Genomic DNA, 16,079 nt, shown 5'->3' with positions numbered 1-16,079 from the left:
ACAGGTACCAGATTTTCCTCATGGGGCGCCCGACGTTTTGCCAGCTGGTTTCGTGAGGTCGGATGTTGCCACCGACCATCGCCAACTCAGTCCGCGAGCTGCGACGCAAGCACGACGAACCGGCTCTCTCCAGCCATTGACTCGATGTGCCAGGGGTGGTCGGTGTTGATTCGCACCAGTCGTCGCCCCGCTTCATCCATCCAGGCCAACTCGTTCTCGCAATGCATCGCCCCGATCGCTGGGTAGATGCTCGTGACATCAAGCGCTTCCCGGCTGACAACGGGCACCTTTTCAACGAAGACGTGAGTCTTGCCTTCGGCGTCCTGGAATGTGCATTCGACGAACCCCGGGAAGTGATCGTCGACGTATCGAGTGATATGAACGGTGAGAGCGAGCATCAATGCGTGCGCCTCTTCGATTCGGCCGCAAATTGACGAGACAGCCCCTCGCACTCGGTCTGCTCGCAGTCGTACCACCTGCACCCGTCGAACGTGCAGCCTGCACTCAGGTTGTCCCTCAGGAACTTGCAGTTGACGAACCGGCATTCGGCGAAGAGGCACCCGGCGAAGCCCGAGCCGCGGAAGACGCATCCGTTGAATTCAACGCGAACGAAGGTCGTCGTGTTGAACAGCCCCCAGTACCACGAGGAGTCATTCACCCTGCAGCCGTTCAGGATGCCCTCGAACGCAGCGCCTTCGACATCGAGACCCGTGAACGTGCAGTACCTGAAGACGTCGTCCTGCCAGTTCTTGGGCAGATCGGATTCGCCGACGAAGTCGATGGTTTCATGAAGGGAGGCCATGAACTTCACTGTAGCGTGAGGTGATCGGACGAAAGAGGGATCACGCACTCAGCAATGAATCAGCTCTTGGCATTTGTGCGCGGCACCTGTTCCGGCCTTCACTTCTGAAAGCAAGGCGGTCTCGGTTTCGCCGGCACAGCACTGCTGCGTCGAAAGGAACGCTCACCGATGCCCATGCCTGCGCCGCACGCAAACAGGTCGTCGCACGGGCTGTTCGCCTGGATGACGATGGTCTTCGGCTTGACCTCGGCAATCAACTTGCAGAGCGACGCCCCTCTCACCCGCATCGCTTCGTCATCTTCGTCTGGCACCCGGCGGAGGATTTCACGGCTCCCCTTCTTGACGATCTCCAGGCGACCGGTGGCTTGGCACACGTGACCTTGGTCGCCGACGACGAGCAGGTCGAATTCGTATGTGGATTCGGAGTCCTGTCGCACCCCGAAATGGTCCAGCACGGGAATGACTTCATCCGGGGCAGTAGGCGCATCACCGCGATAGGCGATGGAGTGCGGCAGCACGTAGCACCCGTCGACGGGCGCCGCAGTCGCGATGCCGATGGATCCCATCGTCAGCACCGATGCGATCAGCAAAGTGAAGGGATGTCGCATTCGCCTCCCGGCCTGTTGTTGTCGTTTTCTCGAAGACCACATGGTGCCACCGTCAGCGAACCTGCACGCGCCTTTGCCGTGCAGATGCAGCGAACAAAAAAAGGGCGCAACTCGCGTTGCGCCCCTGAAGGGTCACGCGCTGACCGCCAAGGCCCGCGCGACCGCCGCAATCGAGAACCCCGCTCAGAGGTTCTTCACGATCCGCAGGTTGCGGATCTGGAAATGGATGGTTCCCTTCTGGTCGTCCCACGCCGGCAGCATCTCCAGCGGCGACGTGATCTTCGAAGCATCGAACCCGTTCGCCACGTAGTCCGGCGAGCTGAACGGGATCTTCACCGTCTGCCAGGTGTTGAGCGCCGGGTGGCCGACCTTGTCCTTCAGGTCGCCGGTGCGGCAGGTCTCGCTCTTGCGGTCGCAGACCATCTTGGTCCAGAAGTCCTGCGTGCTGTTGCCGTAGTCGAGCACCCGGATCTCGAACTGCACGCCGCCCGTCGCCGCGATCGCCGACGCGTCGATCAGCGTGTTGTCCGGCACCGACAGGAAGATGCCGCCGTTGCCGGCCCCGTCGGTCACGCCGTTGAACACCACGTCGATCAGCTTGTCGGTGCCGTCGACCAGGTCGTTCGTCAGCGTCACGCTGCCCGTGCCGTACGACCACGCACCCGCCGGCGCCAACGCCGCCGCATCGCTGATGCCATTGACGTACAGGTCCTTGTCGTCGCTGACCGCGATCACGTTCACCGCCGGCCCGCCCGCGCACGGCACGTTGCCGGTGTTCTTCGGATCCCAGCGGATATTGGCCACCGACACCTCGAACTGCCCGCCGCTGCTGTACAGCAGGAACGGCGTGTTCACCGCGGTGAAGTCGGTGCCCTGGTCGGCAAAGCACTGCAGCGGGATCGCGAGTTCCGTCCAGGTATTGACCGGCAGCGCGCCGAAGGTGTTCGTCGCGTCGATCTCGCCCATGCACGGGTAGCCGCAGTCCACCCGCATCTTCACCGCCGCGCTCGGCGCCACGCTGACGCGCGCATCGAACACCAGCGAACCCTTCGAGTTCAGGTACGACTGCAGGTCCTGCTTGTCGGCGTCGTTGGTGCTCTGCATGTAGAGCTGGCCGGCCGCGCCGTTCCACTTCGCCTTGATCGCCGCCCACTGCTTGCCGTCCTTGTCGTCGACCGGCACCGCACTGATCTCGCCCTGCGGCGTCGACGTGGTCGTCGCCGACGACAGCCCCACCAGCACGCTCCAGCTCGACGGTGCGCCGATGCGCAGCGAGAAGCCGCTCTGGTTCGCGCCGTCGAACACCGCCAGCGTCTGGTCGGTGGTGCCGCCGCCGCCCGCCGGCACGCCGCAGCCCTGCGCCACGGTGGCCTCGTCGAGCGCCACTTGGTCGGCCCCCGGCGCGGCATAGCTCAGGCCGTAGCCGAAGGCATACAGCGGGTCGTAGCCAGCATCGCCATGGTTCAGCGCGACCTGGCAGGCCGCCTTCGGCCACGAGTACGACAGCTTGCCGCTGAAGTCGGCATTGACGGCCCCGTCGTCCTTCTTGAACAGCACGTCGGTCAGGCCGTCACCCTCGGTGCCCGGCAGCCACGCGGCGACGAACGCATCCGAGCGGTTGAGCTCGCGGTTCACGTACAGCGGGCGGCCCGAGTACAGCACCGTGATGATCTTCTTGACGCCCTTGGTCTTCAGCGCATCGATCAGCGCGACGTCTTCCGGGTGCAGCTTCGCGTGCTCCAGCGTCTTGGTCTTGCCGATGTCGCCGACGCCTTCGGCATACGGCGTCTCGCCGATCACGACGATCGCCGCGTCGTAGTCGGCGCTGCCCAGCGCGCCGGTGGTGCTGGTGTCGATCACCGCGTTCGGCGCGATCTTCTGGATCGCCGCCCACAGCGTGGTGCCGCCGCCGAAATCGGCATTGACGTTGTCGGTGCCCTGCCAGGTGAGCGACCAGCCGCCGCTCTGGTTCGACAAACTGTCGGCGCTCTTGCCGGCCACCAGCACCCTGGCGCTGCGCGCCAGCGGCAGCGTGGCGCCGTTGTTCTTCAGCAGCACCAGCGATTTGCGCACCGCCTCGCGCGCCACCGCGCGGTTCTCGGCGGTGCCGACCTCGCTGCTCGCGTTGCGTGCCGACAGCTTCGGCTTGTCGAACAGGCCGGCGCGCAGCTTGACGCGCAGGATGCGGCGCACCGCATCGTCGATGCGCGCCTGCGGGATCTCGCCGCTCTTCACGCTCGCGATCGTGTTGGCGATGAACGCCTTCCAGTCGTCGACGTACGGCACCATCACCATGTCGATGCCGGCGTTGATGGCCTGCGGGCAGTCGGCGTTGGTGCAGGCGCGCGTCGAATCGCTGTTGGTCGCGTTGACCTGGCCGAGGCCGTTCCAGTCCGAGACGACGAAGCCGTCGAAGCCCATCTTCGTCTTCAGCACGTCGGTCAGCAGGTACTTGTGGCCGTGCATCTTGTCGGCGCGCGCGGTGTCGCCCTTCGAGGCGTCCTTCCAGCTGCTGAACGAGGCCATCACCGATTGCGCACCCGCCTGCAGCGCGGTGTAGTAGCCGCGGCCGTGGATGTTGATCAGGTCGGCCTCGGTGACCGCGGTGATGCCCTGGTCCTTGCCGTCGGTGGTGCCGCCGTCGCCCAGGAAGTGCTTGGCCGTGGCGACCACCTTCTCGTTGGCCTTCGCGTCCTTCGCGAGCGTGCCCTGCAGGCCCTGGATCACCGCGCCCCCGTACGACTGCACGACCAACGGGTCTTCCGAGTAGCCCTCGTAGGTGCGGCCCCAACGGTCGTCGCGCACGACGGCGAGCGTCGGGCCGAAGGCCCAGTCGATGCCGGTGTGCGCCACTTCGCGCGCGGTCACCTCGCCGATGCGGCGCAGCAGGTCGGGGTCGCGCGTCGCGCCCAGCCCGATGTTGTGCGGGAAGAGCGTCGCGCCCTTCACGTTGTTGTGGCCGTGCACCGCGTCCGTGCCCCAGATCAGCGGGATCGGGTTCGCATTGGCCGGGTCCTTCGACGCGGCCCACAGCGTATCGGCCAGCGCCAGCCAGTCGGCGACCGGTGCATCCTTGTGCTGGCCCGGGAAGGATCCACCGCCGTTCAGCACCGAGCCCAGGTGGTAGGTCTTGATGTCGTCCGGCGTCACCCCCTGGATCTCGACCTGCGTCATCTGGCCGACCTTCTCCTCCAGGCTCATCTTGGCGAGCAGCGCGTCCACCTGCGCCTCGATGCCGGCGTCACGGGCCACCGCGCTCTTGATCGCGGGCCAGTCCTGCAGCGGGGTGGTCGGGATGTCGGTGCTCACGGGAGGCGGCGGCGGGCTGTCGTTGGAATCGCCTCCGCCGCAGGCGCCCAGCGTGAGCGCAACGGCCCAGGCGAGCCCATGCAGGGCAGCGCGGGAAGAACGGATCATGGCTTGTCTCCTCTTGTGGGTATGTCGTGCGCATCAGCGGAGCGAGCGAACGCGGCGCGAGCATAGCCACGGCTGAAAGCGCTTGCAAGAAGACGTTTACCAATCGTTAAGGCGATGACAAGCCCGAAGCGGCCCGTCGAAGACTGTGAAAAACATCACATGACACGGCGCGGCATGAGCAGCCGCGCGCCCTGGCGCGGATTGCGGCAGTGCAGCTACGGCACTGCAGCAAAAAGGCGTCCGTCAGGGAATCTACCGAGCGTTTCGTGAAACTCGGCTGAAACCGCTTGCAACCTCAGTTGCAACTTAACTTGCGCCGCGAAGTTCAGGCCGCGCGGTTCAAGCCGTCTTCTGCTCGAGCAGGTAGTTCGCGTCGTCGTACTGTCCCAGCACGTCGACCAGGTACGGCAGCACGGCGAGCAGCTCGTCGTGCAGCGTGTACGGCGGGTTCAGGATGAACATGCCGCTGCCGGCCAGGCCGAAGCCCTGCGAATCGGGCACCTGCACCGTCAGGCGCACGTGCAGCCAGCCCTTGGGCGCGAGGCCCTCGAGGCGGCGCGGCAGCTGCGCGGCTTCGAGCTTCTGCACCTGCGGGTACCAGACCATGTAGACGCCTTCGGCGAAGCGCAGCAGCGCCTCGCGCAGCGACGCGATCACGCGGCCGTAGTCGCCGTGGCCTTCGTAGCTCGGGTCCATCAGGATGGCCGCGCGCCGGCTCGACGGCGGCACCTGGCCCTTCAGCCCGTCGAAGCCGTCGGCGTTGAAGATCTCGACGTTCTTCGTCTCGCCGAGGAAGGACGCGAGGATGCGGTGGTCGGTGTTGTGCAGCTCGAAGAGGCGCAGCTGGTCCTGCGCGCGCAGCAGCATCTGCGCGAAGGCCGGCGAGCCGGGGTACTGGCGCAGCTTGCCGTCGGGGTTGAACTGGCGCACCGCGGCCACGTAGTCGGCCACCGGACCGGGCAGGTCGTCGCGACCCCACAGCCGCGCGATGCCCTGCTCGAACTCGCCCTTCTTCGTCGCGTACTGGCCTTCGAGCGAGTAGCCACCGGCGCCGGCGTGGGTATCGACCAGGCGGTACGGCTTCTCTTTCTGGTTCATGTAGCGCAGCACCATGCCGAGCACGGTGTGCTTGAGCACGTCGGCATGGTTGCCGGCGTGGAAGGCGTGGCGGTAGGCGAGCATGGGCGGCTTTCTGGAAAACGGGCAGCCCCGTATTGTCGTCGCCGCCGTCTCGATCCCGGCCGGCTTCAAATCTGGTTTGAAGGTGATAGTTCGCGAGACCGGATTATCAATTCCAGCCAAGCTGCCTACAGTGCCCGGACCGAACACTTCCCTTCCGGAGCCGCCCGATGAAAGCCGTTGCCTACCGCCGTCCCTTGCCGATCACCGATGCCGAATCGCTGCTCGACGTGACGCTGCCCGAACCCGCCGCCGCCGGCCGCGACCTGCTGGTGCGCGTGCAGGCGGTGTCGGTGAACCCGGTCGACGTGAAGATCCGCGCCGGCAGCCCGCCCGCCGAGGGGCAGCTGAAGGTGATCGGCTGGGATGCCGTCGGCACCGTCGAAGCGGTGGGCGAGAAGGTCACGCTGTTCAAGCCGGGCGATCGCGTCTGGTACGCCGGCGACATCACGCGGCCGGGCAGCAATGCCGAGCTGCAGTTGGTGGACGAGCGCATCGTGGGCCACGCGCCCACGTCGATCCCGGTCGCGCAGGCGGCCGCGCTGCCGCTGACCGCGATCACTGCCTGGGAGCTGCTGTTCGATCGCCTCGGTGCCACCGCCGACACCGAAGGCGCGCTGCTGATCATCGGCGCGGCCGGTGGCGTCGGCTCCATCCTCACGCAACTGGCGCGCCGGCTGACGAAGCTGACGGTGATCGGTACCGCATCGCGCCCTGAGACGCAGGCCTGGCTGCGCGAGTTGGGCGCGCACCACGTGATCGACCACCACCAGCCGCTGCTGCCGCAACTGCAGGCGGCCGGCGTGCCGCAGGTCACCGCGGTGGCCGGGCTCACGCACACACCGACGTATTACAAGCAGATCGTCGAGGCGCTCGCGCCGCAAGGCAAGCTGGCGCTGATCGACGACTTCCACGAGCCGCTCGACGTGATGGCGATGAAGCGCAAGAGCCTGTCGCTGCACTGGGAGCTGATGTTCACGCGGCCGATGATGCAGACCGCCGACATGCACAAGCAGCACGAGCTGCTCGACGAGGTGGCGCGGTTGATCGATGCCGGCCAGCTGCGCAGCACGCTGGGCGAGCACTTCGGCACGATCAACGCTGCCAACCTGAAGCGCGCCCATGCCTTCATCGAAAGCGGCAAGGCGCGCGGCAAGGTCGTGCTCGAAGGCTTCTGAAAGCACGCTGACGGCCCGGGCGGCTAGCATCGCCGGGTGCCTGAATTCCTCGCGCGGCGCCCGGCCCGCCTTGCCCTGACCCTCCTCGCCGGCGCCGCGGCCGCCGGCCTGTGCCTGCTGCTGCATACCCCGCTGCCGTGGATGATCGGCCCGCTGGTCGCGACCGCGATCGGCTGCATGACCGGCCTGCCGCTCGCCGCCGCCACGCCGCTGCGCAACGCCGGCCAGTGGGCCATCGGCACCGTGCTCGGGCTGTACTTCACGCCGCAGGTGGTGGGCATCGTCGCCAGCCACTGGGCGGTGATCCTGGCCGGCATCGCGTGGGCGCTGCTGCTCGGCGCCGGCTTCGGCGTCTACCTCGCGCGCGCCAACGCCGCGATGGCGCTCGACCGGCCGACGCTGTTCTTCGCGAGCGCGATCGGCGGCGCCTCCGAGATGGCGGTGCTCGCCGAGCGCTACGGCGGGCGCATGGACCTGGTCGCGAGCGCCCATTCGCTGCGCATCCTGCTGGTCGTGCTGACGATCCCGTTCGGCTTCCAGTTCGCCGGGCTGCACGGGCTCGACCCGACACTGCCCGGCCCGCAGGTCGTCGAGTGGCACGGGCTGCTGCAACTGATCGCGATGACGGCCGCCGGCGGCGCCTTCCTGCGCTGGCGCGGCGTCTCGAACCCGTGGGTGCTGGGCCCGCTGTTCGTCGCGTTCGGGCTCACCGCCACCGGCGTCGAGCTGTCAGCCGTGCCGAAGTGGATGACCAACCTCGGCCAGCTCTTCATCGGCGTCGCGCTCGGCACGCGCTTCACGCCGGCCTTCCTGCACACCGCGCCGCGCTGGCTGCTGAGCGTGGGGGCGGGCACGCTGGTGATGATCGCGCTGTCAGCGGGCTTTGCGCTCGGCGTCGCGCAGTTCAGCGGCCTGCACCCGGCCACCGTGCTGCTCGGCACCTCGCCGGGCGGCATCGCCGAGATGTGCCTGACGGCCAAGGTGCTGGAGCTGGGCGTGCCGGTGGTGACGGCCTTCCACGTCACGCGGATGGCCGCGGTGGTGCTGCTCGCGTCGCCGATGTTCCGCTGGTCGGCGTCGAAGGCCTGAGCCCTTTCAGGCCTTCTTCATGCGGGCGCGGAACAACTCCGGGATGCCGACCTCGCGCGGCCCCGGCACCAGCTCGAAGGCCTGCCCGGCGCGCAACGTGCCGGGCGAGCGCACCGACAGGTAGAAGCCGCACCAGGCGCTCGACGCCATCATCTTCGCGGCCTGGTTGAACCCCATCGCCGCATTGAACTTGAAGCACGGGAAGCGCGGCTCGCTGACCGCGAGTTCGCAATCGGGAAAGCGCAGCACGTCGCCGATCCACGCCTGGTCCTCGAGCATGCCGGCGAGCGTCAGGTTCTCGCCGATCGAACCGTGCGGCAGCGGCTCGTTCCAGCCGGCCGCCTGCGCCTGTGCCCGCACCGTCTGCCAGAACGGGTAGTGCTCGCTCGGGTAGGCGTACACCGCCTTGCCGAGGCCGCCATGCACGCTGAGGTCGGCCTGCTCGTCGCCGTCCAGCCCCAGGGTCTGCACCGCCACCGGGCCGTCGACCGGCTGCTTGCCGATGCCGGTGAGCACCGGCCGGCCGTCGATCAGGCGCTCGCTCGCGCGGGCGGCGTTGACGCTGAGCAGGCGCATCGTCATCGGCAGATCAGTTGGCGGCCGCGCGCCAGCCGCGCACGCTCGCCGCGACGCGGCGACCTTGCGGGCCGGACACCCAGGCCGTGAACAACTTGGCCGCCGGGTGGTTGACGCGGAACGAGCGCATCACGTGCACCTCGGTCGCCAGCAGCGGATCGCCTTCGACGACGATCGCGAGCGGCTTGGTCACGTGGCTCAGCCAGACGCCGCGCTCCACCACCGCGTACGCGTTCTGCGCCGCGGCCTGCGCGATGATCGAACTCTTCGGGTCCGCGGTCACGTACCACGGTGCGACCGGCGCCACCTTCGAGGCGCGCCACAGCGGCAACTCGGCCAGCGCCGCGCCGCTGCCGCCGTTGTTGCCGAGGAAGCGCGCCTGCGCGTTCGCGATACCCATCAGCGCGGCACCGATGTCCTTGCCGCCGAGCACGCCGGCCGGGTCCTTGGCCTTCTTGCCCTTGCCTTCGACCGGGCCGATCAGCACGTAGTCGCCGAGCGCGACGCGGTGGCGGTCGTGGGCCAGGCCCTGCTTCTCGAGCTGCATCTCGAGCTCCGGCGCGTTCGTCATCGCCATGTCGATCTCGCCGCGCTCGAGCGCCTGGATCAGCGCGGCGCTCTGGCCGCCCGACACCTGCACCGCGACACCGGTGTCGCGGCCGAAGCCCTTCTGGAAGGCCTGGCCGAGGCCGGAGTCGAGCATCGCCTGCTCGACGCCCATCAGCAGCGGATCCGCCAGCGACTTGCGCTGGGCCGCACGGGCAGTGAAGGAAGCGGCCAGGCTGCTGGCGGCCGCGAGGGAGAGGAGGAGGCGTCGTCGCATCATCCGACGATCTTAAGCGGCCGCAGAAACAGCCATGCAACAGCGAGTTCGGGCATGGCACCGTCCGGGCAGCCGCCCCGCACAACCGCCGAAAAAGTCACAACTGCTTTGCATGTTGCCATTCGCAATTTGCATGATCCCCCGGTTTGCGGCAGTTACGGCGCGATTACAGTCGTACGACAATGCCTTGCCCGGTGGAGGCATGCCGATTGCCCATCCGGCATGAAACCGCCTGTTCCTGCCGTCGTGTCCTTGCGGTATGGGGCGAGCCCCGAGGTTCGCCCGATCCCGCACTTTGACTTTGATGATTGGAGCCCACGATGAACCGACCCGCGATGGAGGGTTTGCGCCTGAACGCGCCCGCCTACGTCCGACATGCCCGGCTGATGGCCTGGGTGGCCGAGATGGCCGCGCTGACCGAAGCCCGTGACGTGCACTGGTGCGACGGCAGCACCGCCGAGTACGACAAGCTCTGCGCCCAGCTGGTGGCCGCCGGCACCTTCAAGAAGCTGAACCCCGAGCTGCGCCCCAACAGCTACCTCGCCTGCAGCAGCCCGAGCGACGTGGCGCGCGTCGAGGACCGCACCTTCATCTGCAGCGCGAAGAAGGAAGACGCCGGCCCCACCAACAACTGGATGGACCCGGCCGAGATGCGCAGCTTGCTGCAGACCGGAGACCGGGCCCTGTTCCGCGGCGCGATGAAGGGCCGCACGATGTACGTCGTGCCGTTCAGCATGGGCCCGCTCGGCTCGCCGATCGCGCACATCGGCGTCGAGCTCTCCGACAGCCCCTACGTCGCCGTCAACATGAAGATCATGACGCGCATGGGCCGGGCCGTGATCGACGTGCTGGGCACCGACGGCGAGTTCGTGCCGTGCATGCACACCGTCGGCGCGCCGCTGGAACCGGGGCAGAAGGATGTCGCATGGCCGTGCAACGCCACCAAGTACATCGTCCACTATCCCGAGACGCGTGAGATCTGGAGCTACGGCTCCGGCTACGGCGGCAACGCGCTGCTCGGCAAGAAGTGCTTCGCGCTGCGCATCGCGAGCACGATGGGCCGCGACGAGGGCTGGCTGGCCGAGCACATGCTGATCCTCGGCGTCGAGAGCCCCGAGGGAAGGAAACACCACGTCGCCGCGGCATTCCCGAGCGCCTGCGGCAAGACCAACTTCGCGATGCTGATCCCGCCGGACGGCCTGCCGGGCTGGAAGGTCACGACCATCGGCGACGACATCGCGTGGATCAAGCCGGCCGCCGACGGCCGCCTGCGCGCCATCAACCCGGAAGCCGGCTACTTCGGCGTCGCCCCCGGCACCAACGAGAAGACCAACTTCAATTGCATGGCGAGCCTGAAGCGCGACGTGATCTTCACGAACGTCGCGCTCACCGATGACGGCGACGTCTGGTGGGAAGGCATGACCGACGTCCCGCCCGCCCAACTGACCGACTGGCAAGGCCAGCGCTGGACCCCGGCGATCGCGAAGGAGACCGGCGCGAAGGCGGCGCACCCGAATGCGCGCTTCACGGTGCCGGCCACCAACAACCCGGCGCTCGACCCGGCCTGGGACGATCCCGAAGGCGTGCCGATCGACGCGATCATCGTCGGCGGCCGCCGCTCGACAACCGTGCCGCTGGTCACCGAGGCGCGCGACTGGACCGAAGGCGTCTACATGGCGGCCACGATGGGCAGCGAAACCACCGCCGCTGCGGCCGGCCAGCAGGGCGTGGTGCGCCGCGACCCGTTCGCGATGCTGCCGTTCATCGGCTACAACATGAGCGACTACTTCCAGCACTGGCTGTCGCTCGGCGCGAAGCTGCAGGCCCGCGGCGCCACGCTGCCGAAGATCTTCTGCGTGAACTGGTTCCGCAAGGGTGCCGACGGCAAGTTCGTCTGGCCGGGCTACGGCGAGAACATGCGCGTGCTGAAGTGGATGCTCGAGCGCGTCGAAGGCCGGGCCCAGGGCCGCGAGAACGTGTTCGGCGTGACACCCAGCTACCAGGACCTGAACTGGGAAGGCCTGGACTTCAGCGCGGCGCAGTACGACCAGGTGACCGGCGTCGATGCCGGCGCCTGGCGGGCCGAGCTGTCGCTGCACGACGAGCTGTTCAAGCAGCTCGCCTGGCACCTGCCGGCGGAGCTCACCGCGACCAAGGCACGCATCGAGGCCCGGCTGGCGGCCTGACGCGACCCGCGCCCCATGAAAAAAGGCCCGCTGATGCGGGCCTTTTCATTTCAGCGCGGAGCAGATCCGCGCGAAGATCTCAGACCTCGGCGTCGGCGCGATCGGCGGCGGCGCGCAGGTCGGCGGCGTAGCTCGGCTGGCCGTCGCTGTAGGCCTCGGCCAGCGAGCGCAGGCGGCTGGCGGCTTCGGCCGGGCTCTCGGCGGCGGGGCTCAGCAGGTTCGCGAGTGCCGCGGTGGCGAACGCATAAGCGTCCGAAATGCGCTGGACGAAAGCCGTCGAGGCTTGCGAGTCAGCAAAGAAAGTCGACTGGTTCATGGTGGTCTCTCTGTGTGCCGCTGCCCGTGGCAGCGGCACCGGTTCAGTTGCCGTACAGCTCTTCGTGCCGGTCGGCGGCTGCGAACAGGTCCGCAGCGAAGCCGGGGTCGGTCTTCAGATACTGGCGAGCCATCGCTCGCACGTCGGCGGCCTCACGGGCGGCCTGGTTCTCTTCCACGTTCACGCGCTCGGCGGGCTTCAGGGCGTTCAGCAGCGCGGCGAAAGCAGCGGCGAACGGCGCGGCCAGGCGCGGGGCGGTGCGTTGCTGGGGGACTTGCAGGTCCATCGTGGTCGTGGTCATCGTGTTTCCTTCGGGGTTGGGTCGCTTGTGGCGAATTCGGGGGAGGTCGATCAGCGCTGGCGAACGGAAGCCATGGAACGCAGCTGGGCTGCAAGTTCGGGCTGCGACGCTTCGTAGCGGCTGGCCAGCGCCAGCAGTTCGGGACGGGCGCGGGTCTGGCCGGCGGCTTCCAACGAGGCCCAGACGCGGCGGCCGATGCGGCCCCACACGTCGTGCGATGCCGAACCGGACGCGACGGCGCCGGTGGGCACTTGCGGGAGATTCAGGCTCATCACGGGGTTCATGGAGGGTCCTTTCAAGACTCGCGAAATCGTTTTCGACCTCGCATGCCGCAATCCTAGGGTTTACCCCAGGGGTTGGCTACTGAAAGCTGTGAATCAGTGATATACACAGCCGTGATATCCCGGTGTCGAGGAGTAGCAAACATGAATTTCCGCACACTTGACTTGAACCTGCTGCGCGTGTTTGACGCGGTGATGGCAGAGGGCAACCTGACCCGCGCCGCCGAGCGTCTGGCGCTCACTCAGCCAGCCGTCAGCAACGCCCTCAAGCGCCTGAAAGACTCTGTCGGTGAGGAACTGCTCACTCGCACATCGTTCGGGGTCAAGCCCACGCCGCGCGCCGAGCAGCTGTGGCCGGAGGTGCAGGCGGCCCTGGCGGCCCTGCGCCAGGCCTTCGCGCCGGGCGACTACGACCCGCAGAAGGATGTGGCGAACTTCCGACTCGCGATGGCCGACGCGACCGCGGCGATGCTGATGCCCTCCCTCGTTCAACAGATCGAACAGGGCCAGGCGCTGGCCAACCTGCGGGTGATCCCGCTGACGACGCGCGATCCGCGGCCGCTGCTGGAGCGCGGCGAGGTCGATTTCGCGGTCGGCTACTTTCCCGACGCGGTGGCCAACCTGGTCGCCCAGGGCAGCACGAGCCCGATCCACCATGAGCGGCTGTACGACAGCCAGTACGTCTGCGTGATGCGGCGTGGCAACCCGCTGGCCGAGGGCGAGCTGACGCTGGACCGCTTCTGCGAGGCGCACCACCTGCTGGTGAGCTTCTCCGGCCGGCCGCACGGGCTGGTCGACCAGGCGCTGACGCAGCTGCACCGCACGCGGCGCATCGTGCTGACGGTCAACCAGTTCTTCACCGCCGGCCGGGTGGTCGCCCGCAGCGACCTGCTGACGGTGCTGCCCCGCACCTTCATCAGCGCCACCGGCTACCAGGACAAGCTGGTGCAGCGGCCGATCCCGCTGCAGCTGGCCGGCATCCACGTCGAGGCGCTGTGGCACATGCGGCACGACCGGGCGAGCGCCCACCAGTGGCTGCGGGCGCGGCTGGTCGATGCGGCGCAGTCGGCCACCGAGTGACTTGACGGGCGGGCCGACTCCCGGCATCCTGCGCGAAGTGGTCTAGACCACTTCTCCGCATCCTGCTCGACACTCCCACGCCCGAAGGCCGCCGATGAACTCCACCACCGACATGAAGACCGTGGCCCATGCCGCGGCACAGGCCGCCCGCTCGGCCCCCGGCCGCGTCGTGCGCGCCCCGCGCGGCAGCACGCTGAGCTGCAAGTCGTGGCTCACCGAGGCGGCCTTCCGCATGATCCAGAACAACCTCGACCCCGAGGTGGCCGAGCGCCCGGAAGAACTCGTGGTCTACGGCGGCATCGGCCGCGCGGCGCGCGACTGGGCCTGCTTCGACCAGATCCTCGCGTCGCTGCGCGAGCTGGAAGACGACGAATCGCTGCTGATCCAGTCGGGCAAGCCGGTCGGCGTGTTCCGCACGCATCCGGATGCGCCGCGGGTGCTGCTCGCCAACTCCAACCTGGTGCCGAAGTGGGCCACCTGGGAGCATTTCAACGAGCTCGACCGCCAGGGTCTCTTCATGTACGGCCAGATGACGGCTGGTTCGTGGATCTACATCGGCACCCAGGGCATCGTGCAGGGCACCTACGAGACCTTCGCCGAAGCCGGCCGCCAGCACTTCGGCGGCACGCTGGCCGGGCGCTGGGTGCTGACGGCCGGCCTCGGCGGCATGGGCGGCGCACAGCCGCTGGCCGCCACCTTCGCCGGCGCCGTCTCGCTGAACATCGAATGCCAGCAGAGCAGCATCGACTTCCGGCTGCGCACGCGCTACCTCGACAAGCAGGCGAAGGACCTCGACGACGCGCTGGCGCTGATCCAGCAGCACACGGCCAAGCGCGAGGCGGTGTCGATCGGCCTGCTGGGCAACGCCGCCGAACTGCTGCCCGAGCTGGTGCGGCGCGCGAAGGCCGGCGGCATCCGCCCCGACATCGTCACCGACCAGACCTCGGCGCACGACCTGATCAACGGCTACCTGCCGGCCGGCTGGAGCGTCGCGCAGTGGCGCGATGCGCAGCGCGACCCGCACCAGCACGAGCGCCTGAAGCAGGCCGCCGCGCAGTCGTGTGCGGTGCACGTGCAGGCGATGCTCGATTTCCACGCGATGGGCGTGCCCACCGTCGACTACGGCAACAACATCCGCCAGGTCGCGTTCGACCAGGGCGTGAAGAACGCGTTCGACTTCCCCGGTTTCGTGCCGGCCTACATCCGCCCGCTGTTCTGCGAGGGCAAGGGGCCGTTCCGCTGGGTGGCGCTGTCGGGCGACCCGGAAGACATCCGCAAGACCGACGCGAAGATCAAGGAACTGTTCCCGCACAACGCCCACGTGCACCGCTGGCTCGACATGGCCGCCGAGCGCATCGCGTTCCAGGGCCTGCCGGCGCGCATCTGCTGGCTCGGGCTCGGCGAGCGCCATGTCGCCGGGCTCGCGTTCAACGAGATGGTGCGCAGCGGCGAGCTGAGGGCGCCGATCGTGATCGGCCGCGACCACCTCGACACCGGCTCGGTCGCGAGCCCGAACCGCGAGACCGAGGGCATGAAGGACGGCACCGATGCGGTGTCCGACTGGCCGCTGCTGAATGCGCTGTTGAATGCCTCCGGCGGCGCGACCTGGGTGTCGCTGCACCACGGCGGCGGTGTCGGCATGGGCTACTCGCAGCACGCCGGCATGGTGATCGTGGCCGATGGCACCGACGCGGCCGCGAAGCGCCTGGCGCGCGTGCTCGTCAACGACGCCGGCTCGGGCGTGATGCGCCATGCCGACGCCGGCTACGAGCTGGCGGTGCAGACGGCGCAGGCCCAGCACCTGAAGCTGCCGATGGTCGGGCGTTGATGAGCGGGCGCAGCGAGACACTGGACCTGCAGTCGCTACCCGCCGTGGCGTGGCGCAACGGCGCCGGGCTGACGCGCGAACTCGCAGTGCAGCCACGCGAAGCCACGACGGACTTCGACTGGCGCCTGAGCGTCGCCGAGGTGGAACGCGACGCGCCGTTCTCCGCCTTCCCCAGCGTCGAACGCTGCATCGTGCTGCTGCGCGGCGCCGGCATGCGGCTGCACTCGGCCGACGGCCGGCTCGACGAGCGGCTCGATCGCGCGCACGAGCCCTTCCACTTCTCCGGCGATGCTGCATTGAACGCCAGCCTGTTCGACGGCCCGTGCCGCGACTTCAACGTGATGGTGCGGCGCGGCCGCTGGCGCGCCGACGTGCGCGCGCTGCGCGGGGCCGTGCGCACCGAACCGGCCTCGGC

The 16,079-nt window shown here is 68.3% G+C and carries 16 protein-coding genes; 6 read left to right on the top strand and 10 right to left on the bottom strand.

Going from position 1 to position 16,079, the window contains the following annotated elements; translation table 11 throughout:
* Positions 1 to 86: 86 nt before the first annotated feature.
* The 5 genes from AC1D1T_RS14290 to AC1D1T_RS14270 form a co-directional block, all read right to left on the bottom strand.
* The gene (locus tag AC1D1T_RS14290; protein ID WP_477824671.1) at positions 87 to 398 is read right to left on the bottom strand and encodes a hypothetical protein; all 312 of its coding nucleotides are present in this window, start codon (positions 396 to 398) and stop codon (positions 87 to 89) included.
* Positions 398 to 802, bottom strand: a complete 405-nt coding sequence (locus tag AC1D1T_RS14285) for a pentapeptide repeat-containing protein (protein ID WP_477840429.1) — start codon at positions 800 to 802, stop codon at positions 398 to 400. Before AC1D1T_RS14285 ends, AC1D1T_RS14290 begins: the two co-directional genes overlap by 1 nt.
* Before the next feature lie 98 nt (positions 803 to 900).
* The gene (locus tag AC1D1T_RS14280; RefSeq protein ID WP_477992031.1) at positions 901 to 1,452 is read right to left on the bottom strand and encodes a hypothetical protein; all 552 of its coding nucleotides are present in this window, start codon (positions 1,450 to 1,452) and stop codon (positions 901 to 903) included.
* A 141-nt stretch (positions 1,453 to 1,593) separates the two neighbouring features.
* Positions 1,594 to 4,827, bottom strand: coding sequence for a glycoside hydrolase family 3 N-terminal domain-containing protein (locus AC1D1T_RS14275; protein WP_477824668.1), 3,234 nt, complete (start codon positions 4,825 to 4,827; stop codon positions 1,594 to 1,596).
* Between the two features lie 339 nt (positions 4,828 to 5,166).
* The gene (locus AC1D1T_RS14270; protein WP_465110319.1) at positions 5,167 to 6,009 is read right to left on the bottom strand and encodes a 23S rRNA (adenine(2030)-N(6))-methyltransferase RlmJ; all 843 of its coding nucleotides are present in this window, start codon (positions 6,007 to 6,009) and stop codon (positions 5,167 to 5,169) included.
* A gap of 167 nt (positions 6,010 to 6,176) precedes the next feature.
* Between AC1D1T_RS14270 and AC1D1T_RS14265 the strand changes: the two genes are divergently transcribed.
* Both AC1D1T_RS14265 and AC1D1T_RS14260 read left to right on the top strand, forming a co-directional pair.
* Positions 6,177 to 7,184, top strand: a complete 1,008-nt coding sequence (locus AC1D1T_RS14265) for a zinc-binding alcohol dehydrogenase family protein (RefSeq protein WP_477824667.1) — start codon at positions 6,177 to 6,179, stop codon at positions 7,182 to 7,184.
* Between the two features lie 36 nt (positions 7,185 to 7,220).
* Positions 7,221 to 8,273 (top strand): AbrB family transcriptional regulator, encoded by a 1,053-nt coding sequence (locus tag AC1D1T_RS14260; protein WP_477824666.1) that lies wholly within the window; start codon positions 7,221 to 7,223, stop codon positions 8,271 to 8,273.
* Positions 8,274 to 8,279: 6 nt separating this feature from the next.
* Here the strand turns inward: AC1D1T_RS14260 and AC1D1T_RS14255 are convergent, their stop codons facing one another.
* Both AC1D1T_RS14255 and AC1D1T_RS14250 read right to left on the bottom strand, forming a co-directional pair.
* The gene (locus AC1D1T_RS14255) at positions 8,280 to 8,849 is read right to left on the bottom strand and encodes an MOSC domain-containing protein (protein WP_047508264.1); all 570 of its coding nucleotides are present in this window, start codon (positions 8,847 to 8,849) and stop codon (positions 8,280 to 8,282) included.
* Between the two features lie 13 nt (positions 8,850 to 8,862).
* Entirely contained in the window at positions 8,863 to 9,672 is an 810-nt protein-coding gene (locus tag AC1D1T_RS14250; RefSeq protein WP_477824665.1) for a substrate-binding domain-containing protein, read from the bottom strand.
* Positions 9,673 to 9,992: 320 nt separating this feature from the next.
* Here AC1D1T_RS14250 and AC1D1T_RS14245 point away from each other — a divergent pair, with 320 nt between their 5' ends.
* Positions 9,993 to 11,858, top strand: a complete 1,866-nt coding sequence (locus AC1D1T_RS14245; protein ID WP_477992030.1) for a phosphoenolpyruvate carboxykinase (GTP) — start codon at positions 9,993 to 9,995, stop codon at positions 11,856 to 11,858.
* A 79-nt stretch (positions 11,859 to 11,937) separates the two neighbouring features.
* Here AC1D1T_RS14245 and AC1D1T_RS14240 read toward each other — a convergent pair whose 3' ends face one another.
* The 3 genes from AC1D1T_RS14240 to AC1D1T_RS14230 are packed head-to-tail and all read right to left on the bottom strand — an operon-like array spanning position 11,938 to position 12,759.
* Positions 11,938 to 12,174, bottom strand: a complete 237-nt coding sequence (locus AC1D1T_RS14240) for a hypothetical protein (protein ID WP_047586737.1) — start codon at positions 12,172 to 12,174, stop codon at positions 11,938 to 11,940.
* Positions 12,175 to 12,217: 43 nt separating this feature from the next.
* On the bottom strand, positions 12,218 to 12,475 hold the full coding sequence (locus tag AC1D1T_RS14235; protein WP_047508272.1) for a hypothetical protein: 258 nt from the start codon (positions 12,473 to 12,475) through the stop codon (positions 12,218 to 12,220).
* Between the two features lie 50 nt (positions 12,476 to 12,525).
* Complete coding sequence (locus AC1D1T_RS14230; RefSeq protein WP_047508274.1) at positions 12,526 to 12,759, bottom strand: hypothetical protein; 234 nt, start codon at positions 12,757 to 12,759, stop codon at positions 12,526 to 12,528.
* A gap of 141 nt (positions 12,760 to 12,900) precedes the next feature.
* On the opposite strand from AC1D1T_RS14230, the gene AC1D1T_RS14225 reads away from it, so the two are divergent.
* The 3 genes from AC1D1T_RS14225 to AC1D1T_RS14215 form a co-directional block, all read left to right on the top strand.
* On the top strand, positions 12,901 to 13,836 hold the full coding sequence (locus tag AC1D1T_RS14225; protein ID WP_477824663.1) for a LysR family transcriptional regulator: 936 nt from the start codon (positions 12,901 to 12,903) through the stop codon (positions 13,834 to 13,836).
* A gap of 112 nt (positions 13,837 to 13,948) precedes the next feature.
* Complete coding sequence (hutU, locus tag AC1D1T_RS14220) at positions 13,949 to 15,664, top strand: urocanate hydratase (protein ID WP_477824682.1); 1,716 nt, start codon at positions 13,949 to 13,951, stop codon at positions 15,662 to 15,664.
* Positions 15,664 to 16,079 (top strand): HutD/Ves family protein (locus tag AC1D1T_RS14215; protein WP_477992029.1); only part of this gene is annotated, 416 nt, incomplete at its 3' end. The genes hutU and AC1D1T_RS14215, both read left to right, overlap by 1 nt.

This window comes from Rhizobacter sp. P2_H3, from assembly GCF_056403355.1.
This window is presented reverse-complemented; position numbering and strand designations above follow the sequence as displayed.